This window comes from Acinetobacter sp. ANC 4470 (assembly GCF_002135335.1).
Classification (GTDB): domain Bacteria; phylum Pseudomonadota; class Gammaproteobacteria; order Pseudomonadales; family Moraxellaceae; genus Acinetobacter.
The window spans coordinates 22,053-47,313 of record NZ_NEGC01000001.1; the positions used below are offsets into that span (position 1 = coordinate 22,053).

21 protein-coding genes are annotated in these 25,261 nt (G+C 39.7%); 9 read left to right on the forward strand and 12 right to left on the reverse strand.

Annotation, left to right across the window (positions count from 1 at the left end):
• Nucleotides 1-12: 12 nt before the first annotated feature.
• From B9T25_RS00120 to B9T25_RS00155, 8 genes are all read right to left on the reverse strand, one after another.
• Entirely contained in the window at nt 13-525 is a 513-nt protein-coding gene (locus B9T25_RS00120) for a molybdenum cofactor biosynthesis protein MoaE (RefSeq protein WP_086186496.1), read from the reverse strand.
• Between the two features lie 2 nt (nt 526-527).
• Nucleotides 528-779, reverse strand: a complete 252-nt coding sequence (locus B9T25_RS00125; protein ID WP_086186497.1) for a MoaD/ThiS family protein — start codon at nt 777-779, stop codon at nt 528-530.
• A gap of 1 nt (nt 780) precedes the next feature.
• Complete coding sequence (gene moaA, locus B9T25_RS00130; protein ID WP_086186498.1) at nt 781-1,833, reverse strand: GTP 3',8-cyclase MoaA; 1,053 nt, start codon at nt 1,831-1,833, stop codon at nt 781-783.
• Between the two features lie 133 nt (nt 1,834-1,966).
• Nucleotides 1,967-2,593, reverse strand: a complete 627-nt coding sequence (mobA, locus tag B9T25_RS00135) for a molybdenum cofactor guanylyltransferase (RefSeq protein WP_086186499.1) — start codon at nt 2,591-2,593, stop codon at nt 1,967-1,969.
• Nucleotides 2,590-5,370 carry a nitrate reductase gene (locus B9T25_RS00140; protein ID WP_086186500.1) on the reverse strand — a complete coding sequence of 927 codons (2,781 nt, stop codon included), beginning with the start codon at nt 5,368-5,370 and terminating at the stop codon, nt 2,590-2,592. Before B9T25_RS00140 ends, mobA begins: the two co-directional genes overlap by 4 nt.
• A gap of 294 nt (nt 5,371-5,664) precedes the next feature.
• On the reverse strand, nt 5,665-7,284 hold the full coding sequence (nirD, locus tag B9T25_RS00145; RefSeq protein WP_086186501.1) for a nitrite reductase small subunit NirD: 1,620 nt from the start codon (nt 7,282-7,284) through the stop codon (nt 5,665-5,667).
• A gap of 26 nt (nt 7,285-7,310) precedes the next feature.
• Nucleotides 7,311-9,857: a nitrite reductase large subunit NirB gene (nirB, locus tag B9T25_RS00150; protein ID WP_086186502.1), complete on the reverse strand. Its 2,547-nt coding sequence runs from the start codon at nt 9,855-9,857 to the stop codon at nt 7,311-7,313.
• 35 nt (nt 9,858-9,892) lie between these two features.
• Nucleotides 9,893-11,245, reverse strand: a complete 1,353-nt coding sequence (locus B9T25_RS00155) for an MFS transporter (RefSeq protein ID WP_086186503.1) — start codon at nt 11,243-11,245, stop codon at nt 9,893-9,895.
• Between the two features lie 451 nt (nt 11,246-11,696).
• On the opposite strand from B9T25_RS00155, the gene B9T25_RS00160 reads away from it, so the two are divergent.
• The 3 genes from B9T25_RS00160 (at nt 11,697) to B9T25_RS00170 (ending at nt 15,535) form a co-directional block, all read left to right on the forward strand.
• Nucleotides 11,697-12,284, forward strand: a complete 588-nt coding sequence (locus tag B9T25_RS00160; protein ID WP_086186504.1) for an ANTAR domain-containing response regulator — start codon at nt 11,697-11,699, stop codon at nt 12,282-12,284.
• 3 nt (nt 12,285-12,287) lie between these two features.
• Complete coding sequence (locus tag B9T25_RS00165; RefSeq protein ID WP_086186505.1) at nt 12,288-13,283, forward strand: ABC transporter substrate-binding protein; 996 nt, start codon at nt 12,288-12,290, stop codon at nt 13,281-13,283.
• A 176-nt stretch (nt 13,284-13,459) separates the two neighbouring features.
• Nucleotides 13,460-15,535, forward strand: a complete 2,076-nt coding sequence (locus B9T25_RS00170) for a TonB-dependent receptor plug domain-containing protein (protein ID WP_086186506.1) — start codon at nt 13,460-13,462, stop codon at nt 15,533-15,535.
• A gap of 244 nt (nt 15,536-15,779) precedes the next feature.
• On the opposite strand, the gene B9T25_RS00175 is transcribed toward B9T25_RS00170, so the two are convergent.
• Nucleotides 15,780-16,049: a hypothetical protein gene (locus B9T25_RS00175; RefSeq protein ID WP_086186507.1), complete on the reverse strand. Its 270-nt coding sequence runs from the start codon at nt 16,047-16,049 to the stop codon at nt 15,780-15,782.
• Nucleotides 16,050-16,619: 570 nt separating this feature from the next.
• Between B9T25_RS00175 and mdh the strand changes: the two genes are divergently transcribed.
• Together mdh and B9T25_RS00185 are read left to right on the forward strand one after the other, a co-directional pair.
• Nucleotides 16,620-17,834 carry an iron-dependent methanol dehydrogenase gene (gene mdh / locus B9T25_RS00180; protein ID WP_086186508.1) on the forward strand — a complete coding sequence of 405 codons (1,215 nt, stop codon included), beginning with the start codon at nt 16,620-16,622 and terminating at the stop codon, nt 17,832-17,834.
• 157 nt (nt 17,835-17,991) lie between these two features.
• Entirely contained in the window at nt 17,992-18,960 is a 969-nt protein-coding gene (locus tag B9T25_RS00185) for an alpha/beta hydrolase (RefSeq protein ID WP_086186509.1), read from the forward strand.
• Between the two features lie 22 nt (nt 18,961-18,982).
• Here B9T25_RS00185 and B9T25_RS00190 read toward each other — a convergent pair whose 3' ends face one another.
• Nucleotides 18,983-20,164: a transcriptional regulator gene (locus tag B9T25_RS00190; RefSeq protein WP_086186510.1), complete on the reverse strand. Its 1,182-nt coding sequence runs from the start codon at nt 20,162-20,164 to the stop codon at nt 18,983-18,985.
• 203 nt (nt 20,165-20,367) lie between these two features.
• Here B9T25_RS00190 and B9T25_RS00195 point away from each other — a divergent pair, with 203 nt between their 5' ends.
• The 3 genes from B9T25_RS00195 (at nt 20,368) to B9T25_RS00205 (ending at nt 23,559) form a co-directional block, all read left to right on the forward strand.
• Nucleotides 20,368-21,879 carry an aldehyde dehydrogenase family protein gene (locus B9T25_RS00195; RefSeq protein WP_086186511.1) on the forward strand — a complete coding sequence of 504 codons (1,512 nt, stop codon included), beginning with the start codon at nt 20,368-20,370 and terminating at the stop codon, nt 21,877-21,879.
• A 279-nt stretch (nt 21,880-22,158) separates the two neighbouring features.
• Nucleotides 22,159-22,878 (forward strand): glutamine amidotransferase, encoded by a 720-nt coding sequence (locus B9T25_RS00200; protein WP_086186512.1) that lies wholly within the window; start codon nt 22,159-22,161, stop codon nt 22,876-22,878.
• Between the two features lie 60 nt (nt 22,879-22,938).
• Entirely contained in the window at nt 22,939-23,559 is a 621-nt protein-coding gene (locus B9T25_RS00205) for a LysE family transporter (protein WP_086186513.1), read from the forward strand.
• A 67-nt stretch (nt 23,560-23,626) separates the two neighbouring features.
• Here the strand turns inward: B9T25_RS00205 and B9T25_RS00210 are convergent, their stop codons facing one another.
• Entirely contained in the window at nt 23,627-24,211 is a 585-nt protein-coding gene (locus B9T25_RS00210) for a YceI family protein (RefSeq protein ID WP_086186514.1), read from the reverse strand.
• A 325-nt stretch (nt 24,212-24,536) separates the two neighbouring features.
• Between B9T25_RS00210 and B9T25_RS00215 the strand changes: the two genes are divergently transcribed.
• Nucleotides 24,537-24,944: an OsmC family protein gene (locus B9T25_RS00215; protein ID WP_086186515.1), complete on the forward strand. Its 408-nt coding sequence runs from the start codon at nt 24,537-24,539 to the stop codon at nt 24,942-24,944.
• 60 nt (nt 24,945-25,004) lie between these two features.
• Here the strand turns inward: B9T25_RS00215 and B9T25_RS00220 are convergent, their stop codons facing one another.
• Nucleotides 25,005-25,220: a hypothetical protein gene (locus B9T25_RS00220; RefSeq protein WP_004651640.1), complete on the reverse strand. Its 216-nt coding sequence runs from the start codon at nt 25,218-25,220 to the stop codon at nt 25,005-25,007.
• Between the last annotated feature and the right edge of the window lie 41 nt (nt 25,221-25,261).

Genomic DNA, 25,261 nt, shown 5'->3' on the forward strand with positions numbered 1-25,261 from the left:
ATCATTTTCAATTTAGTGATGACAATGTTGACCATGTTCAGTTTTTTGAACTGCATGATGATCTGAATGCGTTTCAGCCACGTCATCTTTACGAATACAACAGCCTTCTACATACTGACTACTGCCGTCCATATAAAATTCCTCTTTCCAAACAGGAACTTCATGTTTAACCCGCTCTACTGCTTCTTCACAGGCGGCAAAGGCTTCACGACGATGGGCTGCATAAGCAATCGCAATAATGGCTTTTTCACCAATATCTAAAGCACCAATTCGGTGAATCACCCGTACATAGGACACATTATATTTGGCTTGAATTTCCTGCTCTATTTGGCGAATCATTTTTTCCGACACCGGTGCATAAGCGGTATATTTCAGTGCCTTAACCGCTTTACCTTCATGATGATTACGCACCGTACCAATAAAAACACCAACACCGCCACATTTAGGAAAATGCTGAATCTGATCAAAGCTTTCTAGCGTTAAAGCAGTCTCTTGAATCCGTGAAAATTGTTTCAATGCATCCATTTTCAACCTCCTGCCACGGGTGAAAGTAGCACCAAAGTACTATCCGAATTCAGCTGAGTTTGACGTGAAATAATGTCTTCACCCACTGCACAGGCACAGCGCTCGATCATGGCAAAAGCAGCTGGATAGGCTTGCCCAACTTGAACCAAGACATCCGTGATTGTACTGTTTAGACTGCATATGATTTCTAAATTTTGCGGTAACTGTCGCTCTACCGCACCAAAGGCTTCAATTTTGATTTTGATCTGTGACATCTTAACCTCCAAGCATATGCATGCTAATTTTTCGACTGCTTTTAGCTAAGTTTTGACTGTTCAAGCGCTGTTCTATGGCGTGAAAACCTTGTTCTTTGTTCCAGATATAGCTAGATAAAGCACCATTTAAGCTCACCTCACTCAAAGGTTCAGATGAAGCAAGTGCTTTAATTTCAGATTTAAGATTCAAACCTTGAGGTGCAAATAAACAATTATAAAACTCACCCTGTGCGGTTAAGCGTACCCGATCACAAGTTCCGCAAAATGAATTGGTAATGGTGGAAATAATGCCAATCGGATGACCATTAATCAGATATTGTCGGGCTGGATTTGAAGTTGCCTGAGCTGAATCATGCGCTTGCGTGGTCACTGCAAATTCAGTGGCTAAAGTGGCTAAAATTTGTTGCTCACTGACCACATGCTCAGTTGACCATTTTCGATCACCATCGAGTGGCATAAATTCAATAAAACGTAAGATAATTTGCTGCTGAACTGACCAACGCGCCAAAGGCAAAATTTGATTATCATTTATACCGTTCATTAATACAGTATTAATTTTTATTGGTAAGCTTACCGCTTGAGCGGTACGAATTCCGTCCAGTACGGGTGCTAAATCTTTTTGAGTCAGTTGTTTAAATTGAGCAGCATCCAAACTGTCTAAGCTAATATTCAGGTCATCCAAACCTGCTTGTTTTAAGTCATGTGCATATTGTTTGAGATAATGTGCATTGGTGGTCATGGAAATACGCTTTAGCCCGAGCTTCTTTAAGCTTTGTAGTCGTGCAACAAAATGTACCACGCCCTGACGCATAAGTGGCTCGCCACCGGTAATACGAATAAACTCAATACCACGGCGCACCATAAAGTCACAAAATTGATAAAGTTCCTCAAAGCTGAGTAAATCGTGTTTTTTCATCCATTCTGGATGTTCAGGCATACAATAGACACACTTAAAATTACAGCGATCAGTCACTGAAATGCGCAGTTTGCGCTTACCGCGACCAAATTGATCGACAAATAACGCCTTGGTTTTAAGCTCTGTCATCATATTCATGTTGAACATCCATCTTCAGGCATTTTGTGGTCACTGCACATATAGTGTGCATAAGTTTTGAATCGCCCAATCTTGTTATTATTAGATTTGCAATAAGTGTTCCAACTTCGTGCCAAAGGCGAAATATTAAACTTTAATGTAGAAACTTAATCTGTTGGTGCTGTTGCAGCTCATCTGGTGAATTAATACTGTGAAAAAATAGGGCATGATTGGTAAAGTGTGCCACTTGAGCGTGCAAATCTGCAAAACAGTGCTTCAAACTGCGCTGTTTTTGCTCAAGGTGATGTGTAAAGCTAACTAAACTGCTGCGTTTAACCAAGCAAAATGGGTACAGTGCTGTGCCATTGATTTCTACATAAGCGACTTCTGCCAAACTATTTTTGGCTAAGGCCAAATGCAATTTCAATACGACTCTTGCTGGAATGTAGGTCACATCGCAGGGTACGAACAGCACATAATCTGCCTGTACATGTGACCATGCACTTTTCATCCCCATGAGTGGGCCTAAAAAGCCATTTTCATCATCCTGATAGCAATGAATGTTGGGAATCATTTTTTGATAAATTGAATCATCCCGATGGCTGTTGATCCATACTTGTGCAACATCGGTTTTAAGCTGTTGATGAATCTTGATCAGTTGAATTTGATCATCAAATTTTTGTAGTAATTTATTCAGGCCATTCATCCGCCGTGCCTGTCCGCCAGCCAAAATCACCAAGTCCGTATCGGGATAAATTGAATTTTTAACGCTATTGTTCATTCAACCGCCTCCATTTGACAGGCTTTGATCAAGCCACGAATTTCAGGTAAACATGAACCACAATTGCCCCCAGCTTTTAAACATACCGTGACTTGCTTTTCGTCAGTAATATTTTTGCTTTTAATAGTTTCAATAATACGGTTCTTACCGACTTTAAAACAACTACAAACCAATGGTCCTTCATTATTGACCATCGACATCGGCTGCCCTGCAAGTAAGGCTTTACGGTGCATGGCACTTAATCGTTCACGTTTAAATAGACTTGCCACCCAATCACGATCTGGCAATAACGCTTGAGGTGCAATATATAAACTCGCAATCAAATGACCATCTTTCAGCACCACACTATGACTGATATGTGCAGTTTGATCTTCAATATTGAGCCATTCAAAACTTTCATCCTGAAACGGTAATAATTCTTTTAAATGTTCAGTAATGTAAGGGAATTTTTTACGATCTGCCACTTCATATCGCGTGGCTTTGACGGTCATAATTTTAGTCCACCACACGGTGTCTTCAATTGAAGATTGCACAATTTTTTCAAAGCCTTGACGCACATAAAACACACCCTGCCATTGGCTATAAAATGGATGGATGATCACTGGCGTATGTTTAAACTCAGGCTCACCTGAAATGGCATCGACAACAGGATTCACCACTTTACCAATGCGGGCATCGGACGCCACTTGGTCATTCCAGTGAATTGGTGCAAAGACTTGTCCACGGCGAATATTATCACTGACTGTCGCGCGTAATACGCAATTGCCCCATTTCGATTTTACTTCAACCAATTCACCCTCTTTAACACCATATTTCAAAGCATCTTGTGGATGAATTTCACAATATGGCTCTGCACGATGGGTACTTAAATTGGCAGATAAACCAGTACGGCTCATGGTGTGCCATTGGTCACGAATCCGTCCAGTATTTAAGACCAAAGGAAATTCTTTACACACTGAATTGACGGGATTGATTGCCGTAATGGCAATAAATTTAGCTTTAGCATCAGCATGGCTAAATTGCCCCTGAGAATACAGTCGTGCCACCACGCCCTCTGGCTGCTGTTTAGTCCATACTGGCCATTGAACAGGTTTCAGTTCGTCATATTCACTTGCCGTTAAATCCGTTAAACCGTTTAAATTAAAATAACGAAAGTTCGGTGTTTCACTGCGCTGTGCTAGATCTGAATTTTGCTCTGATGATAATCGTGCATGCTCTAAGAAAATGTCATGGCTATTTTTAAAATCAAAACCATCAAACCCTAATTTTTTTGCCACCTGACTAATGGCCCACCAGTCCGCCTTAGCCTGACTTGGCTGCGCTAAAAAGGCACGTTGTCTGGAAATACGACGCTCAGAATTGGTGACTGTACCCTCTTTTTCGCCCCAACCTAGTGCAGGTAATAAGACATCAGCATATTGCGTAGTGTCGGTATCGATACAAATATCAGAGACCACCACAAATTCACATTGCTCTAAAGCACGTTTCACCTGATCAGCATCGGGTAAACTGACCACAGGGTTGGTTGCCATAATCCAAATGGCTTTAATTTTGCCACTTTCAACCGCATGAAATAAATCAACTGCTTTAAAGCCAGCTTGCTTGGCAATATGGGGACTGTGCCAAAAGTTTTGCACCAATTGTTGATGGTTTTCATTTTCCAGTTCTAAATGCGCTGCCAACATATTTGCCAGCCCACCTACTTCACGCCCGCCCATGGCATTGGGTTGTCCTGTCATCGAAAATGGTGCGGCACCCAATTTGCCTATTTTTCCAGTCAATAAATGGCAGTTGGTAATACTATTGGCTTTATTGACCCCTTGCGAAGATTGATTTACCCCCATCGAAAACAGCGTCATCACTTTTGAGGTATTGGCGAATTTTTCATAGAAAGTTTGCAATTTTTCGACAGAAATCCCTGTACGTGTCGCCACATCGTTAATACGAGACTCACTTTCACTCTGTGCCAATGCTTGCGCTAAACCTTGGGTATGTTCAGCAATAAATGCTTGATCGACATGACCATTTTTCGACAGATATTGTAATAAACCATTAAATAACGCGACATCTTGTCCCGGCAAAATGGGTAAATGTAAGTCTGCTGCTTCACAGGTACTGGTAAAACGCGGATCAACCACGACCACAAACAAGTCCCGCTGCTCTTTGGCCTTCATGATGCGTTGATACAATACGGGATGACACCATGCAGTATTTGAACCCACCAACACCACCATATCGGTATGTTCAAAATCTTCATAGCTTGCAGGGACAATATCTTCCCCAAAAGCACGTTTATGTGCCGCAACTGCCGATGACATACAAAGCCGTGAATTGGTGTCTATATTGGCTGTTCCGAGATAACCTTTGACGAATTTATTCACCACATAATAGTCTTCGGTCAACAACTGACCTGAAACATAAAAGCCAATGCTGTCACGACCATATTGATCAATACATTGTTGAAATTTATTGGCAATGCTCGAAATAGCCGTGTCCCAAGTTGCCACTTGACGATTTGCCTTGCGCCCCATCATCGGCTCAAGCACACGGGTTTCTAAACCCAAAGTATCTGCCAAATTGCTGCCTTTAATACACAACTTGCCGTAATTCGAAGGATGGTTAATATCCCCTTCAACAGTAACTTTCTGACCTAACGCTGTCTCCTGTACGGTTGCAGTCACACCGCAACCCACACCACAATAAGGACAGGTGGTATTTGTCGTTTTCGTCAATAATTCTGTGGAGCTATGCAGTTCCATTACAGGGATACTATTCATTTCTGCTTTGCTCCTAAATGATATAAATTCACTTGAATGTTACTTTTAATTGTCCAAGTTATTTAAAAATCTTTGGAATCCACGAAAACATCAACTATCTAGAGGTGGCATGGATGCCACCGTTTTACTGCGTTACAAGGATGTAACGTCAGTAAAACAAAGATTTTCTTACCTTGCGCCGTAATACGGCTCATCTTGCAAAAGTAAGGCAAATGCCTACGCAAATTCAATTAAATCATTTCGGTCATTGAGGCATTGCTAAAATTTAAGCACGCCTCAATGACCATATTTAAATCAACCTGCTTGTTTTAATGCAAAATCTTTACCAAATAACAATTTATTGCGAATCGAAGAAATAGGCGTTTTATCAGCAATTAATTCTGCATACCATGCACCATCTTCAGTATCACCAAACAGTACTGCACCAATCACTTTATCTTGTTGAATAATAATACGTTTATAAATATGACGTTTTTCATCATTCAAAATAATATCTTCATAATCATCAGCCGGTTCAAAGTTACCTGCGGAAAACACATCACAACCACTGACTTTGAGTTGTGTCGGAACGGTCGGTGCTTTAAAGGTTAAGCTACCATGTTCAGCCAAATGTGAAGCACAAATGAATGCTTGCCCCCACAGTGGTTCAACCAACCCAAAGGTTTGGTTACGATGTTCAATACATTCACCCACAGCATAAATACTTGGGTCAAAAGTTTGCATAGTGTCATTCACCATCACGCCACGGTTACAACGCAAACCAGCGCTTTGTGCCAGTGCCATATTTGGACGAATCCCGACCGCAAAAACCACCAGATCAGCTTCTAACTCCGTACCATCTTTAAGTTTGATTTGTGTTACGTGACCATCTTCGCCAATGAGTTGTTCTGTATTGGCTTGAGTAATGATCTTGATGCCCTTCGCTTCAATGCTTTGTCTTAACAAGACGCTGGCACGACTATCCAATTGACGTTCCATAATGCGATCCATCAAATGCAATACGGTGACATTCATGCCACGTTGTTTTAATCCATAAGCCGCTTCAAGCCCGAGTAATCCACCACCGATCACCACCGCATTTTTCTTGTTTTTACAGTATTCCAGCATGGTGTTGACGTCATAAATATCACGAAAACTCAGTACACCTTTTAAGTCTGAACCTTGAATCGGTGGAATAAATGGTTTAGAGCCTGTGGCAAGAATCAATCGGTCATAATCGACCACTATGCCTTTTTCTGTATAGACTTGCTTACGCGGACGGTCAATTTTCACCGCAGCATCACCTGCAATAAAGTGAATCCCTTTTTCGCTATACCATGCATGCGGATGCAGCATAATATCTTCAATGCTTTTATCACCAGACAACACTGGCGAAAGCATAATACGATTGTAGTTACCCCAAGGTTCCTCACCAATCACTGTCACTTCATAACGATCTGGCGCCATATCCAGTAAATCTTCAAGACAGCGCATCCCTGCTAAACCATTCCCAACCAAGACCAATTTCATCTTTTCTTGCGAAGTACCATTATTGGTAATATAGGTTTTTTGTGCGGTCGGGCTAACAAAAACACGACCATTTTCAATTTTGCTTGGAAATACCAACAGTTTTTGGTTTTTGTCTTCCAAACAACGCCCTGTGGCTAAACTAAAATGTTGTTTATAGATTGGAGAAGCCACCACACGCTCGCCTTGTAAATCACCCAAAATCCCACGTGACATGACAAAGGCTTGGCTGAAAGGATCTTGATTACTTAAGGCGTAAACACGTTTTTCATGACCGACACGGAACAATGCTATTTGTTGATCTTCAACAATCGCTCCAACACCTGTGTTTGGCGTAATGTCATCTAGACTACAAATTTCAATCCAGTCTAATTCCTGTGTTAAGTTCACTTCTTTTAAAATCGTCATATTTATTCTCCTTTATTCACAAATGCTTAGGCTTCAACTACAGGAATACGGATTGGATCACGTTCCACTGTGGTTTTCGGGCGAATTTGCCCACGTTCAGCAGCAAACTGAATATGCGGATCATTCTGTTGTTCAGCTTTTGCATTAATAAAGGTGATAAAACGTTTACGCACTTCAGGATCTTCAATTGCAGTACGCCATTCGTCTTGATAAGTCCCGACAACATGATCCATACGGCGTTCTAACTCAGTCGCAAGTCCTAAAGAATCTTCAACCACCACGGCTTTAAGATAGTCCAAACCACCTTCTAGATTGTCACGCCATACCGAAGTACGTTGCAGACGATCTGCTGTTTGAATATAGAGCATATAGAATCGGTCGATATAACGAATTAAAGTTTCAGTATCAAGGTCAGATGCAAGCAGTTCAGCATGACGTGGTTTCATCCCACCATTACCGCAAACATACATATTCCAGCCTTTTTCAGTGGCAATGACACCAACATCTTTGCTTTGCGCTTCGGCACATTCACGGGTACAACCAGATACCGCCATTTTGAGTTTGTGTGGAGAACGTAAACCCTTGTAGCGATTTTCAAGGAAGATGGCTAGACCCATTGAATCATCAACACCATAACGGCACCACGTGCTACCAACACACGATTTAACAGTACGTAAAGATTTACCGTAAGCATGACCCGATTCAAAACCGGCATTAATCAGTTTTTCCCAAATTTCAGGCAATTGATGCACTTGTGCACCAAATAAATCAATACGTTGCCCACCGGTGATTTTGGTATATAAACCATAATCTTTCGCAACCTGACCGATGGTGATTAAACCTTCAGGAGTAATTTCACCCCCGGCAATACGTGGCACGATCGAGTAAGAACCATCTTTTTGAATGTTGCCAAGATAATAATCATTACTGTCTTGAAGACCTGCATGACTTGGTTTGAGTACAAAATCATTCCAGCAAGAGGCCAAAATATTGGCTGCGGTTGGTTTACAGATATCACAACCTAAACCATGACCATGCTGCCCAATCAAATCATCAAACGTTTTAATTTCATTAACACGAACCAAGTGATACAGCTCTTGGCGTGAATAGGCAAAGTGCTCACATAAATGGTTGTTGACGGTTACACCTTGACGTTGTAATTCAGATTTTAGAACCTGAGTCACAAGTGCTGCACAACCACCACAAGCGGTTGCTGCTTTGGTGCATTTTTTCAGTGCGCCGAGCGATGTTGAACCATCACAAATCGCTTGGCAGATATCCGCTTTAGAGACGTTATTACATGAACAAATGGTTGCGCTGTCAGGCAATAAATCGACACCGCTGCCACCCGATTTCGCTGAAGATTGTTCAAAGCCCGGCATAATCAAGCTTTCTGGTTGTTCTGGAACAGCCAGCCCATTGAGCATCATTTGTAATAAGTCGTTATATTCTTTGGCACAACCGACCAGAACAGCACCCAATAACTTGGTTTTGTCGCTATTGACCACAATCTTTTTATAGACCATGGCCGCTTCATCTGCGTAAAAATAGCTCAGTGCATTTGGGGTCATGGCATGTGCATCACCGACCGATGCAACATCAACCCCCATCAGTTTAAGTTTGGTGCTCATATCTGCACCAGCAAACTCGTTACAGCTCTGATCCATGACATGCTTTGCAGCAATACGTGCCATGTCATAGCCTGGTGCGACTAGACCATAAATTTTATTTTGCCAAAGGGCACATTCACCAATTGCATAAATGTCTGTATTTGAAGTTTGGCAGTAATCATTAATCACGATTCCGCCACGTTCACCAATCGCCAGTCCACTTTGACGCGCCAACTCATCTCGTGGGCGAATACCCGCAGAAAATAAGACAATATCGGTTTCAAGTTCAGAGCCATCGCCAAACTTCATCACATGCGTGGTAGCACTCCCCGCTTCAATACATTGCGTAGCTTTTTGGGTATGAACTTTTACGCCTAAATTTTCGATTTTTGCGCGTAAAACCTTACCGCCCAAATCATCAATTTGAACCGCCATTAAACGGGGTGCAAATTCCACCACATGGGTTTCAAGATTTAAATCACATAACGCTTTGGCAGCTTCAAGACCCAGTAAACCACCACCAATCACCACACCCGTTTTTGCATTTAAGCTTGCAGCACGAATAGCATCTAAGTCTTCAATGGTACGATAGACAAAACAGTTTTCACGCTCATTACCCGGAATTGGAGGAACAAAAGCATATGAACCTGTCGCCAATACCAATTTGTCATAACCAATCACATCACCATGATTGGTGGTGATGGTTTTATTTAAAGTATCAACTTCAGTCGCTTTGGTATCTAAGCGTAGATCAATTCCATAAGCATCAGCAAAGTCTGAACGGCAAAGGGTGAGATCTTTGGCTGATTTCCCTGAGAAATATTCAGTTAAATGGACGCGGTCATAGGCTAAACGAGGCTCTTCCGCCAGAATGGTGATTTCAACCTCATCACCTGCATGCTCTAATACAGATTCAATGAATTTGTGCCCAACCATGCCATGACCAATCATTACCAATTTCATATATTTTCTCCTCAATTCCTTTTTAACCATTCAGCTTATTGTTGCGCTTCAGCCATACTGTTACGTTCAAATACGGCATCTTCATACAACTTTTGCTCTTTTTCTTTATGTTCCACCGAGAAACGAATCATCAGAACAAAACTCGCTGCAATCACAACCAATCCACCTAAGAACATGAGACAAGTTTGAATATCGAGCATACCTTTAAGTAAGAAACCTGCTGCGACCGCTCCCACGTTGCCACCTGCCCCAATGATGCCTGCGACACCACCTAAAGCATCACGATCAATAAATGGAACCAGTGCATATGTCGCACCACATGCCATATGGGTAAAGAGTGCGAATACGGTCATGACCAAAATTGCCAGAACTGCGGTATTCATTTGTGAGAATAAGATTAAGAACAAACCTTCCATCAGGATCATGCCGAACAGTACTTTGGTACGCCCATCTAGACCCTTTGTAGTTGCGACTTTGTCTGAGACAATTCCGCCTAAAGCACGAGCAAACAGTGCCAACAAACCAAAGATCCCTGCTGCCAAACCTGCTTCTTTTAATCCAAAACTAAAGTGTTCGACGTAGTACATCGCTACGATGTTATGAATAAAGATTTCGATGCCAAAACATGCAGCATAAGCACCAAATAAGATCCAAACACGGTAGTTCCGTGCAGCGTGCATGAGAATTGCCATACCGCCTTTTTTATCGCTACCGACCTGAATCCCTTGTGCACGAAGTTCTTTAAAGTTGCCTTGTGGACAGTCTTGAGTGAATTTCCAATACATTGCACCGACAATCAGCATCATCATGCCTGGTACAATCAGTGCAATTCTCCAGCCCATCGCTTGTTCAACACCAAACATCACCAAGGCTGCAAGCATTAACGGCATCAACGCTTGTGTTGCACCACCACCTGCATTACCCCAACCTGCTGAGGCAGCATTGGCAGTTCCCACTACATTTGGTGCAAACATAATGCTGGTGTGATATTGAGTAATCACAAAGCTGGCACCAATTGCACCAATGAGTAAGCGGAAGAATAGAAAGGACTCATAGCTGTTGGCAGACGCTACCCCAAAGACTGGAATGCTGCCGATAATCAATAAAGCAGTATAGGTTTTGCGTGGGCCATATTTATCACACAACGGTCCAACAATCAGACGAACCAAAATGGTAATTGCGACCGCTGCAATGTTAATGTTAGCAATTTGGTCTTTGGTTAAATGGAACTCACCGGCAATCACTGGCATCAGTGGCGCACAAGCAAACCATGCAAAGAAGCAGACAAAAAAAGCAAGCCAACTCATATGGAAGGCTCTCATTGCTGTGCTACTAAAATCAAAAATATTTATTTTTGTTGCTTTTCTAGCATTTAAATTTGAAGACATAGCCCTCTCCTTCCTGAACTGAACGTATTGGGTTATCTGCTATGCGGATTGCTGCATACCAGATTCGATTCAGAACGGACATCGTTGGCCGTCTTACAAATTTTTTAGAGTCTTCTTTGACTCAAAATGAATTATGCAATGACCATGCCAATATCTTTTAAAATACTTTAACCACATGTTTTTAATTTATTTTTATATTTAATCTGTCATTTTTCATCACCAACAGTCCATTCCATTTTTCATCTTAATAACAACAGATCGAATCATAAGGCTTCTTCTTGTGCTTCCTTGTGGCGCATTTTTGCATCAAGACAGTGCACAATTAAATAACACACTCATTTTATGTATGATTTTTATTGAATTATTATAATTTTTAAAACCTTGGCATTCTAATTGCTTTAGATTTTAAATAACTTTTCTTTCAGGTTTTACCTGATGATATTTGACCAATATGCCAAAACTCAAAATCGCACTCATTGATGACAATCAAGAACGTGCCAATTATATAAAAGCATCCCTGATCGAACATCATTTCGATGTGGTCGCCTGCCTCACGATCGATCATTTAAATATGTTCCGTTTAGAACAATTACATGCCGATGTGATTTTATTGGATATGGACCACCCACACCGCGACATTATAGAAAGCTGTGTCAGCCAGTTCGATTTACCCACGGTTCTATTTACCAAAAACAGCCATAAAGACACCATCAAAAGTGCCATAAATGCAGGTGTAACCGCTTATATTGTGGACGGCATTGACCCAACTAAACTAGAAAGTATTTTAGAAATTTCAATTGAACAATTTAAAAAACATAAAAAATTACTGGGTGATTTAGAAGACACCAAAAATAAATTAGCAGACCGTAAAGATATGGAAAAAGCCAAAGTTTTACTCATGCAATTGCATACTTTAACTGAAGATCAAGCATTTCAACTGTTGCGAAAAAATGCCATGAGCCATCGCATGACGATGGGCGAAATGGCACGCCGTTTATTAGATGCTCAACAACTGTTACAGAACCAACTGAAGGATTAAGCCATGACAGATTTAGAAAAAACTCAAATCCAAATCGGCTACATTCCTCTACTCGATTGTGTTGCTATTCTTTGGGCAAAGCAGCGTGGTTTTTTTGATGAAGTTGGGTTAGATGTATCTCTGGTCAAGGAAGCCTCTTGGGCAAGTTTAAGAGACCGACTGGCGTTTGGCTTTTTAGATGCTGCACATTGTCTGTCTGCCATGCTTCCTGCCGCAGCTTTGGGTGAAGACCAACTCGGCATTCCCTTACAAACCGCTTTAGTCTTAAGCCAAAATCGTGCATTTATTAGTTTGAGCCAGAAATTATGCTTTGACCTCAATATTACGACACAAGATAGTATGCAAGAATCAGCACAAAAAATAGTGTCTGCTCTACTGGAACAAAAACCCATTCAATTGGCACATGTGTTTAAACAGTCAATTCACCATTATTGCTTAAGAGAATGGTTAGCACTGGTCAATTTTGATGTCGCACAAAACATAAAATTGGTGACGCTACCACCACCCTATATGGTTGAAGCTTTAAGCAATCATGTGATTGACGGTTTCTGTGTGGGTGAACCTTGGAATACTCAAGGTGAGCTATTCGGTATTAGCCAAATTGTGGCATCTAGCCAAGAAATTATACCAAAAGTTGCAGATAAAGTTTTGGCAGTCACCGTTGATTGGGCGTTCCAGCATCCCCATACACACCGCGCATTAACCCAAGCCATTCAAAAATCACAACAAGAACTGAAATATTTAGATGACTACGCTGAAGTTTGGCAAATGCTGATTGACTTTAATATTGTTCAATTCCAATGTTCTAACACCGTTCATGTACAAAAATTCCATTCTATTCAAAATATTATCCGTAATTTTGTAGATGAATCATCAGAACCTAAAATTGAAGATTTTAAATGGCTGATTCAACAAATGGTGAAATGGGACAAACTCAGTATCAGTAAAACACATCTCGAAAAAATGAGCCAAAACTGTATTTTATCTTTTCAAGCTTAAAATTTTAGCATTACCTTAGTGCGATTAATCACCACAACGTATTGTGGGTTAAATGATTCATTTTGAGCATATTTACCCATAAAAATTACGTTTTATCTTTGGTTTCGCCATTTTCCACAAATTTTCTTCACATTTGTACGTTATCTTACGCAAAATTACATACGGAACATCGAATAATGAAACGCATACAAGCGCGTTGGAAATTAAGTGCATTAAGTTGTGCATTATTCACATTTATGTCCCCAACATGGGCTGCTGATCGTATTACAGAGACAACAACAGACAGCGTGCCCACTCAAACCCCTCCAGTACAAACATTGGCAACGTTAAAATTTGCAGCCACACCCAATACAGCGAAAGATCCCGACATCAGTGCAGTGGCGAAAACCATTGTCACACGTGAGGAAATGCTGCAATTTGGTGATCAATCAGTCAATGATGCTTTACGTCGCGCCGCGGGTTTTCAAATACCAACACCCGGACAAGGTCCACGAGGTGGCGGTGGTGCCTCAGGTATGCGTTTTCGTGGTGGCGGTGCACCGGTATTTTTAATTAATGGTGAAGCGGTTCAAGGTGGTCCACGTGGTGGAATGTCTATTATTGATAGCTTAACCCCCGACATGATTGAACGAATTGAAATTACCAAACAACCGAGCGTGGCTCAAGCCTCTGTAGCATCTTCTGCAGTGATTAATATTATTTTAAAACAACCCTTAGATAATACTCGTTTAAGCGCTAATGCCCGTGTCGGATATGGTTTAGCAAAATCAGATCAAAAAGAAGAAGAACGTAAAAATTTTAGCGTTCAACTCGATGGTCGTGATAGTCCATGGTTATATAGTCTTTCTGCCAATCAAATGTGGAATGACACCACCTCTGTCACCCAGACCCAAACCAGCACCCAAGCACGGGAACAAAAACGAATTACGGAACGTAAGTCGCAAATGTTGTCACCACGCCTTGAATATGAATTAGATGATCAACAAAAATTGGTTGCTGAATTATTCTATCGTAACAATGAAAGTGATGGTGTCCGTGGCGACCAAGTTCAAAATGATAAAAATGACAGTACTCGTTTAAACACGCGTTATGAGCGTAAAGACCAAGGTAATTCAGATAAGATCCGTCTTTCGGTCGAACAACAGAATGAAACTGAATCGACCCAATCGTCCCTATTGAACACATATACAAATGAACGCATCAATGAATACGGGATTGGCTATGATGGTGTTCGCAAGTTCAATGAAACTCGTCAACTGAAATTTGGTCTAGATACGCATGCTAATGAACTCGACAGCAATGTGAGTCAAAGTTTAGATGAACAACTCTACGCGCTCTATGCTGAAGGCAGTTGGAAGTTTACAGACCGACAAACTGTGACTTTAGGTGCTCGTCAAGAATGGATTGAGCGTTCAGGTTTAGTTGAATATAGCGACGGTCACTTAAGCCCTGTCTTGGCGCACCGTTTTGACTTTAATGATACGTGGTCGTTACAAACCAATATTAGCCAAGCCTTCCGCAGCCCTAAAACAGATCGTTTACTGCCCACCGTTTCGGTTTCTACCGATAGCGATGCGGGTAGCCTCAACAACCCCGATCGTGGCGGTAATCCTAATTTACGTCCTGAAAAAATTACCGCATTTGAGTCCACTTTGGGCTATAACCTGCCATCAGGTGGTATCAATATCACGGCATATCAACGTGAAATTGAGGATTACATTGAAAAAGTTATTCGTCAGGAAGGTTCACGTTTTGTAGAGCGCCCACAAAACCAAGATAATGCAACCACGTATGGGGTTGAAATTTCGGGTCGCTACGCCTTAAAACAAACCAAACAGGGACATTCATTGATGTTAAATGGACAACTCTCTACGGTACGCGCCAAAGTTGAAGATGAAAACCATCAACAACGTCTCGTCAGTGATGTTGCGCCCTATACTGCAAGTACAGGCTTATCTTATAACTATCAGCCTTGGCGTCTTGCAACTAGCATCAATCTAAACTATGTGCCTGAATTTACCCGTGCTTTAGATAATCAACCCTATGATCGTACCAGCAATGAGCGAGTGAATATGGATATCAGCATCACCAAACGCTTTACCGATGGTTGGGCGACCACGCTCCACACACGGAATATATTAAGTACAGATTATAAAGAGCGCTTAACCTATCAAACTGATGGCAGTCTGTATGAGTCACGAATCAATCAAGCGATTCCAAGTGTTTTAATCAGTCTAGAAAAGAAATTCTAAACATCAAAACCGGTGTGAATGCACCGGTTTTTTCTCATTAATACATGTGTATTTTTAATGCTGTTTTAAGAAGAATGGATGGTGAGATTTAATTTAAAAAACCTCAAATGAATAGGCTTCATTTTACTAAAAATAAATTGATACTTGTGTATTGGATAGAATATTTATTTAACTTAAAACATGGCTGATTAATGCAAGAAACTGATGACTTCATCTGAGATAAAATATGTATTTATTATTTCATTTACAATTTTTTAAGTAAGCTTGCAATACGTAAGGTATGTTGCTTATTGCCTTTTTGTTCCATGACTTTATGTTCTACCCACCATAAATATTCAAAAATTTCAGACTCACTTGAATGATCACGAATCATTTTAAAAATTCTTGGCAAATAATCTTCATACTCATCTCGCATTGAAGGATTGCGGCTAATGCCTAAAGGATCCCATTCATTGAGTAAAACTTTATGTATTCCATGCAATAATATTGCATCTTTATTATGTGCAACTTTCATACAACCCCTGACCAATTTAATATAAAAACCATATATATGGGATATTATTTATACTATAAATTATGCTTGATCCATTTAAAATATGTACCTATATTACATCTTCAAATTTTCTATTATCTCTAAAGCAATGATTTTTAAATCATCAATCCCTCTAAAAAATCTATTTTTATAAAATATAATTCTAGTCCCTCGTTTTTTAATCGTTCATTTTGATCAAAATTGAGTTGGTATAAGGATAACATAAAAATAAAGTGAGCTTTTAAAACAGTAATAATAAATTGATTCTTTTCTATTCTGCACTCGAAGCATGAGGTGTTTGTTTTCATTCACTTGGCATATTGATCACACTTAAAATCAATGAAAACTATCCTGATAAATAGCAACATTCATTTACAACATCAGGTTTATAAATGTGTATTTATTCACGGACTTATCATTTAAAAACATATTTAAAATCAATCTTTATTAATGGTAGGTGTTTGGTAGGTAGGATTATTTGACTGTTCATTTGATACTCAATTTACGGTGAGGGTCACCGATAACATAATGAATGGTAGAAGGAATCGCACCATGGCTTTTAAAAATATTGCAGATCAAACCAACGGTTTTTATATTCCTTGTGTTTCTCTTTTTGGTCCAGGTTGTGCCAAAGAAATTGGTGCTAAAGCACAGAATTTAGGTGCAAAAAAAGCGCTCATTGTTACAGATGCAGGGCTTTTAAAATTTGGGGTTGCTGACACCATTGCTGCCTACTTAAAAGAAGCTGGCGTTGATTGCCACATTTTCTCAGGTGCAGAACCTAACCCAACCGATATTAATGTACACAATGGTGTTCAAGCCTATAACGACAATGGTTGTGACTTTATTGTGTCTTTAGGTGGCGGTTCATCACATGACTGTGCAAAAGGTGTTGGTTTGGTTACTGCTGGTGGCGGTCATATTCGTGACTATGAAGGCATTGATAAAAGTACCGTTGCAATGACACCGCTCATTGCCATCAATACTACGGCGGGTACAGCATCTGAAATGACACGTTTCTGTATTATCACCAATACTGACACCCATGTAAAAATGGCGATAGTCGATTGGCGTTGTACTCCACTCATTGCTATTGATGATCCTAAGCTTATGGTCGCAAAACCAGCAGCACTGACAGCAGCAACAGGTATGGATGCACTGACTCATGCCGTTGAAGCCTATGTATCAACTGCTGCAACACCAATTACTGATGCTTGTGCAGAAAAAGCCATTACCATGATTAGCGAATGGCTCAGCCCTGCTGTAGCCAACGGTGAAAACCTTGAAGCACGTGATGCAATGAGCTATGCGCAATACCTGGCTGGAATGGCATTCAACAATGCATCTTTAGGTTATGTACATGCCATGGCACACCAATTAGGTGGTTTCTACAATCTGCCTCACGGCGTATGTAATGCCATTTTACTTCCGCATGTATGTGAATTTAACCTCATTGCTTGTCCTGATCGTTATGCCAAAATTGCACAACTAATGGGTGTAAACACGAAAGGATTGACCGTAACAGAAGCAGCTTATGCAGCAATTGATGCCATTCGTGAATTATCAGCATCGATTGGTATTCCTTCAAGTTTGTCGGAACTAGGCGTAAAAGAGCAAGACCTTGGTGTTATGTCTGAAAATGCACAAAAAGATGCCTGCATGCTAACCAACCCACGTAAAGCAACGCATGCTCAAGTGGTGAATATTTTTAAAGCAGCATTAAAGGCAAACGCTCAAGTGGTAGATATTTTTAAAGCTGCGGTGTAAGTTTTCTCTCATTGCTTGAGTTACACATTTAACAACCTATATTCCCTCTTTGCTCAAGCCTAAGAATATAGGTTGTTTTTCATCTTATTTTCATTTGACAAATTAAGACTCATCATGAAGGATAATAGAAAATTGATAATTCAAAATGAGCAGAATAATGACAAAACAAATTACCGAACCACTTTATCAACTTGATGTACTGGGTTCAGGTTATGAACAAGCCACCTTAAATTTCCCTGACGATTATGAAGGACAAATCACCGCAACCTTAGTCCGAAAAAAAGCAGAACAATCTACATCAAAAGCCGTTTTATATATTCATGGTTTTATCGATTATTTTTTTCAAACCGAAATGGCAGAACAATTTAACCAACACGATTTCGACTTTTACGCACTCGACTTACGTAAATACGGTCGCTCTCATCTGCCCCATCAAAAATATTATAACGTGCGTGACATTGCTGAATATAATGCCGAAATCACGCAAGCACTAGATATCATTGCTGAGGAAGGACACAATGCCGTACTGCTATGTGGGCATTCTACTGGTGGATTAACCACAACCTTATATGCAGCACATCACCCTGATCATCCATTAATTAAAGCACTTTGGGTGAATAGTCCCTTTTACGACTTCAATATGCATCCGATCAAGAAAAAATTAGGCATTCCAAATTTAAGTCGTGTGGGTAAAATTTGCCCCGATTTAAAATTTCCAAGTGAACTGAATAAATGGTATGTGGCAAGTTTGCACAAAAGTATGCATGGCGAATGGGACTTTAATCTGGAATGGAAGCAGCCGACTTATCCAATGGTTCGACTTAGTTTTGTACGGACAATTTTTGAAGCACAAAAGGAAATTCATCAGGGTGTAAAACTGAATATCCCTGCTTTGGTGATGCATTCACATCAAACCAAAAACCCGAAAAAATGGCATAAAGATGCACAAACTAGCGATGTGATTTTAAATGTAAAACACATTGAAAAATATGCCAAAAAAATTAAAGGTGATGTTACTGTCAGCAAAATACACAATGGCTTACATGACTTGGTTTTATCTGAAAAATCTGTACGTGAAAATGTTTATCAACAACTGTTTGCATGGCTAAAACAAAAAGGCCTATAAATTAAATTTGTCCTTTTAAGGGTTAATTATCTTTATATTTCAGTAAGGTTTGATGCACAGGATGCGTTTTTGGCATAAGTTCAATTAAACGCTCCACCGCATCAATCGCTTCTGGGAAACGAGCAACATGTTTAAGCAGCACATCGGTTTCATTGGCTTTAAAAATAGCATCACTTAAACGTGACTCTAAACAATCACGCCATGCACACAAAAAAGGACTTTCCGTTTTTGCCAAGAACACGCCTGTACACAGTTTTAAAGCAGAATCGATATAGCCTGCATCTAATGATTGTTCCGTAAGTAAAAAATCAGCTTCTACGTGAGCCAGTAAACGATAAGGTCTAGACCCCAGCATGCCGCCTAAAATATCGCGTAATTGTGACATTTCCGCCTTTAAAGTGCCCATACTGACTTTTCTTTCACCATACAAAGCCTGATGCAGTGTATCTAAACTTAGACCTTGAGGGCATAGCGCTAAAATCGTTAAAATTTCAATTTGACGCGGTGTTAACACCAAAACTTTACCATTAAACAATATTTGTGGCACAGCAAAAGCGCGAATAAACAATTGTTGTTTTTGATGTTCTAGTAAAGCCGATTGAATAATCGCTGCACAGCGTTCAGCAGCAAGTAAGCCCAAACTATTATGCTTTTGCCATAGCGTTGATAAATCAATCACGCCTAAAACTTGTTTCGAATAGGGATCAATAATCGGGGCGGCATAACAGACCCAATCATGAATGGAGGACATAAAATGTTCATTGGAAAATACACAGCTAGATTGCTGGGTTTTTAACGACAAAGCCAAAGCATTGGTGCCCACCAACTCTTCTCGCCATTGTCCTCCTTCAATAAAATGCACACTCTCTGCTGCACTTTGCATTTGTGGGCTTGAAGCCGTCCAAATAATGGTACTGCCAATATCCCCAACTGCCAGTACCATTGAGGACTGCTCAGCAATATGCTTTAAATCTTGGGCACAATGGCGCAGTGCATGTTCCAAAGCAGTAGGATAACTTTCTTTTTGTAAATGGATTAATGGTGCGGCGGAACGATCCTTTGGAATTTCGGCAGAGGTTGAACGTTGCCAAGAACTGACAATACTTTCTCCTAACTGTTCGGCATGCAATGGAGACAGGCTGTTACTTTGTCTAAACTGATCAATTTCCTGTCTTTTTTGCATTAAATTCTGTTTTGTCATCATTCCTTATTCTCTCAACAATTCATGATTTACATCCACTGTAATAGCTATTCTTTTATGATTGCTAAGAAAGATTGTAAACCTTCTTGTCTCCAACCTTTTTCCAACCTTGTACAGAGTATGCTAATCAAATAATGTGCAAAAGTACCTTATACCAAAGCTGTAGATGCAGCTTTAAACACTAAAATAAGCAAAGGAAGATACATATGCGTTACGTCGATCCTAATCAATCTGGTTCAAAAGTTCAATTTAAAACCCAATATGAAAACTTCATTGGCGGCCAATGGGTAGCACCAGTAAAAGGTGAATACTTTGACAATATCTCTCCTGTTGACGGTAAAGTATTTACCAAAATTCCACGCTCAAGTGTTGAAGATATTGAACTTGCACTAGATGCTGCACATAACGCCAAAGCACAATGGAACAAATCTTCTGCTACAACGCGTTCCAATATACTGTTAAAAATTGCAGATCGTTTAGAAGCCAATTTAGAACTTTTAGCTGTGGCTGAAACTTGGGACAATGGTAAACCTGTACGTGAAACCTTAGCTGCTGACATTCCTTTAGCTATTGACCATTTCCGCTACTTTGCAGGCTGTATCCGTGCACAAGAAGGCGGTATTTCAGAAATTGATGAAGATACTATTGCTTACCATTTCCACGAGCCTTTAGGTGTCGTCGGGCAAATTATTCCGTGGAACTTCCCTATTTTAATGGCGACTTGGAAACTTGCGCCAGCATTGGCTGCAGGCAACTGTGTTGTTTTAAAACCTGCTGAACAAACACCTGCCAGTATTCTTGTTCTGGTCGAACTCATTCAAGATTTACTCCCTGCTGGCGTATTAAATATCGTGAATGGTTACGGTGTTGAAGTGGGTCGTCCACTGGCAACCAATCCACGTATTGCCAAAATTGCATTTACCGGCTCAACCGCAGTTGGTCAGCAAATTATGCAATATGCGACTGAAAACATCATTCCTGTAACGCTTGAATTGGGTGGTAAATCTCCAAATATCTTCTTTGAAGATATTATGGATAAAGATGACGAATTCCTAGATAAAGCACTCGAAGGTTTTTCAATGTTCGCCTTAAACCAAGGTGAAGTTTGTACTTGCCCTTCACGTGCACTGGTTCAAGAAAGCATTGCCGATAAATTCCTTGAAATGGCGGTTGAACGGGTAAAACGCATTAAAACTGGACATCCACTGGATACCGATACCATGATTGGTGCTCAGGCTTCTCAAGAGCAACAAGAGAAAATTTTAGGTTGTATCGCAACAGGTCGTGCTGAAGGCGCTCAAGTACTTACAGGTGGTGGTGACCGTCAGGAAGTAGGTCAAGGTTTCTATATTGAACCGACCATCTTTAAAGGCGATAACAGCATGAAAATCTTCCAAGAAGAAATTTTTGGTCCTGTACTTTCAGTGGCAACCTTCAAAGATTATGATGAAGCGATTAAAATTGCCAATGACACCATTTATGGTTTAGGTGCAGGTGTTTGGTCACGTTCTACACATACTGCTTACCGTGCTGGTCGTGCAATTCAAGCTGGTCGCGTATGGACTAACTGCTACCATATTTACCCTGCTCATGCCGCATTTGGTGGTTATAAAAAATCTGGGATTGGTCGTGAAAACCACAAAATGATGCTCGATCATTACCAACAAACCAAGAACTTACTGGTGAGTTATTCAACTAAGGCAATGGGTTTCTTTTAAAATCATATTGATCAAGTGCCAAAAAGCGGACTTCGGTTCGCTTTTTTCATTTTATGACTCATCCTAAAAAGGAGGAATTTTAGCGAATGAAAGATGATCATTTAATTTTAAAAATTGGTCTTATTTTCTCTCTCCCTAACCCACCCTAGACAGAATGAACTGCTATTTTTCAGCTCAAATCTGAAACTGCAAAATATTCATCAAACTATTTACATTAAAATCTTCATTTTTCTTTTCATTCAAGTTAGATTTCTATTATTCCCAATTTTTTGAAAAATTATGACAACAACATCTCCAGACTTTCCAGACACCATTTATGCCATTCAACATCTTGTCTTTGAAGATTTAGGTGCACTTGAAGATGTCTTTTATCAATTAGGCTATCGGGTACGTTATTTTGAAGCGGGTGTAGATGACTTAACAAAAGCATTTCAGCATAAGGGCTTAACCATTATTTTAGGCGGGCCAATCGGTGTTTATGAGTCAGATGACTACCCTTTCCTGCAAAAAGAAATAGACTTACTTAAAGATCGTTTGAAGCAAAATTTACCCACGATCGGGATTTGTTTAGGTGCTCAACTGATTGCACATGCCTTGGGTGCTAAGGTTTATGCAGGACATCAAAAGGAAATTGGTTGGAGTACGCTCAAGATCTCTAATCTTGAAAACAATCTACTTTCAACATTAAGAGATACCCCAGTCCTACATTGGCACGGTGATACCTTTGATTTACCTGAAAATGCAACTTTATTAGCCAGTTCCGATCTGTATCCCAATCAGGCATTTTCTATTGGTAAAAATATTCTCGCATTACAATTTCATCTAGAAGTTGCAGCGGAAAGCTTGGAAAAATGGTTGATTGGTCATACCTGTGAATTACGACATGCCAATATCGACATTACAGCGCTTCGAGCAGATAACCAGCAGTATGCCTCTGCGTTAGAACACGTTTCAGCTAAAATCATTCAACAGTATTTAATGCAAATTTTAGCAAAATAAACTGTACAATTACCGTATTCATCTTTATAAAAGTGTCATCTACCACAATAAGACCAAACGATGACACTTTTCCTTGGTATTGCCCTTATTCATTTCTTTGCTCTGCTAAGTCCGGGGCCAGATTTTTTCTTTGTCAGCCAAAGTGCAATTCGTCAATCTAGATCACATGCTATGTTTGCAGCCTTAGGTATCTCCTTGAGCATTTTGGTCTGGGCTATTTGTGCTATTAGTGGCTTACATTTCCTGTTCCAAAAAATTGCATGGTTACAGCAAGCACTGGTGATTTTAGGTGGGCTTTACCTTTTTTATCTGGGAATACAATTATTAAAATCAGCTTTTAATCAACAACCATCGGTACAACAACTTTCAACAGCTATACCAAAATCCAAGATCACTTTATTATTACAAGGCTTTTTCACCAATATGGCGAACCCTAAAGCATTGGTCTATTTTAGTAGTGTCTTTTCCTTGGCCATTAATGCAGACATGCCTTTAACCACTCAAAGCTCATTACTTGCTTTAATCTGGCTTGAAAGCTTAATTTGGTTTGCCTTGGTCGCTTATTTATTTTCATGGCATAAAATGAATGCGGCCTACCAACGTTTAAGTAAATGGATTGACGGGATGACTGGCGGGATTTTTATTAGTTTTGGCTGTTTTTTAATTTTAAATCGTGATTAAAATATTTAGTGACTATCAAAAAGCACCATACTAATGGTGCTTTTTTATTTTTTAATACAGCTTAAGCTTATTTTGTTGCAGGAACTGAAGCTTCTGTGGTGATATTTACCGTAATTTTATCACCAACATTTGGAACATATGCACCAATACCAAATGCTGAACGATCAAATGATGTTGTTGCATTAAAACCAATGGTTGGTAATTTGCTCATTGGGTGAACGGCTTGTTTGTTTAACACAGCATCTAAAACTACAGGTTTAGTGATCCCTTTTACCGTTAAATCACCGGTGATTTTGAAGTGTTTTTTATCTTTAGTTTCTACTTTGGTACTCTTAAAGGTAATGTTTGGATATTTAGCGGCATTAAACCAAGCTTCTTGTTGAAATTCTTTATCTAAAGCTGGCACATTACTATTTATGCTACTTAAAGGAATCGTAACATTGACTGACGAATTGGCAGGTTTTTCATTATCTATGTTAATTGTACCTTGAATGTCAGTAAAGTTCGCAGATGGTGTAGAAAACCCAAAATGATTCCAAGAAAATACAGTTGCTGTATGGGTTGGATCAATTTGATATGCAACGGGTTTTGCCAACGACAAAGTTGCAACTGATGCTACAGCCAAACCTAAAGTTATTGCTTTAAAATTCATGTGTTTTTATCTCGCTTCGGAATGATTGTTAGTGTATAGGTTTCCCATCTTAATTCACTGATATAGATAAAACGATATGTTGCAAGAATAGAACAATCACTTTATTTTAGTTTTAAAAGCATAAAAATCCAAAATAAAACACAAACAAGACATTGATAATAATAGATAAATATTTTTATTATTTATTTTTTAGCGATATAGAAGCCTTATTTTTCAATCTTTTATTCATCATTTGAAAATGATTTAATACAAAAAACAAACAGTATGAACACGATATAAGGCATTGTATAACAATATCTATTTCAAAAAATAAGCTGTAATTCTAATGATCCATAGTACACAAGCTCAAAGTACAACCACACCATATCGCGTTACACTTACCGATCCATCAGGTCATCTCTGGTATGTCGATGAACCCACATCAAAAGGTGGACAAGATAGTGCCCCAAACCCAATACAACTTTTACTTTCGGCTTTAGGGGCTTGTACGACGGTCACTTTGCAAATGTATGCAGATCACAAAGACATTCAACTAGAACATGTACAGGTAGATTTGGCTTTAAATCCAAATGCAGAACAAGAAGCAGGCCAAAACAATATTGCGCGTAAAATTACCCTAAAAGGTAATTTCACTGAAGATCAACATAAACGATTATTGAAAGTTGCTGAAAATTGTCCTGTCCACAAATTATTGACTTCAAATATTCAGATTCAGACTGAATTAACTACTTAGAAATGTGCTATCTCAAATAATAAAAGCCCCTAAAGGGGCTTTTTAAAGATGCTTAATCTTTTATAACTTCTCAACCAACACACGATCAATCTGCTTAAGACCCGTATGTTTTTCATGGTTTTGTCGACGAACTTTGATGACTTTCTCTTCATCTAAGTCTTTCAACATCAACACGACTGCCATCATGGATTCAAGTGGAATGTCTTGACCAATCCACTTCTGCTCGCCAGCGTCCATTAGGGTGATTTCGTCATTAATCTGGTTATAAAGGCTCATATTTTCCTCACTTATGCTGAATAAATGCCATCTCAAAATGA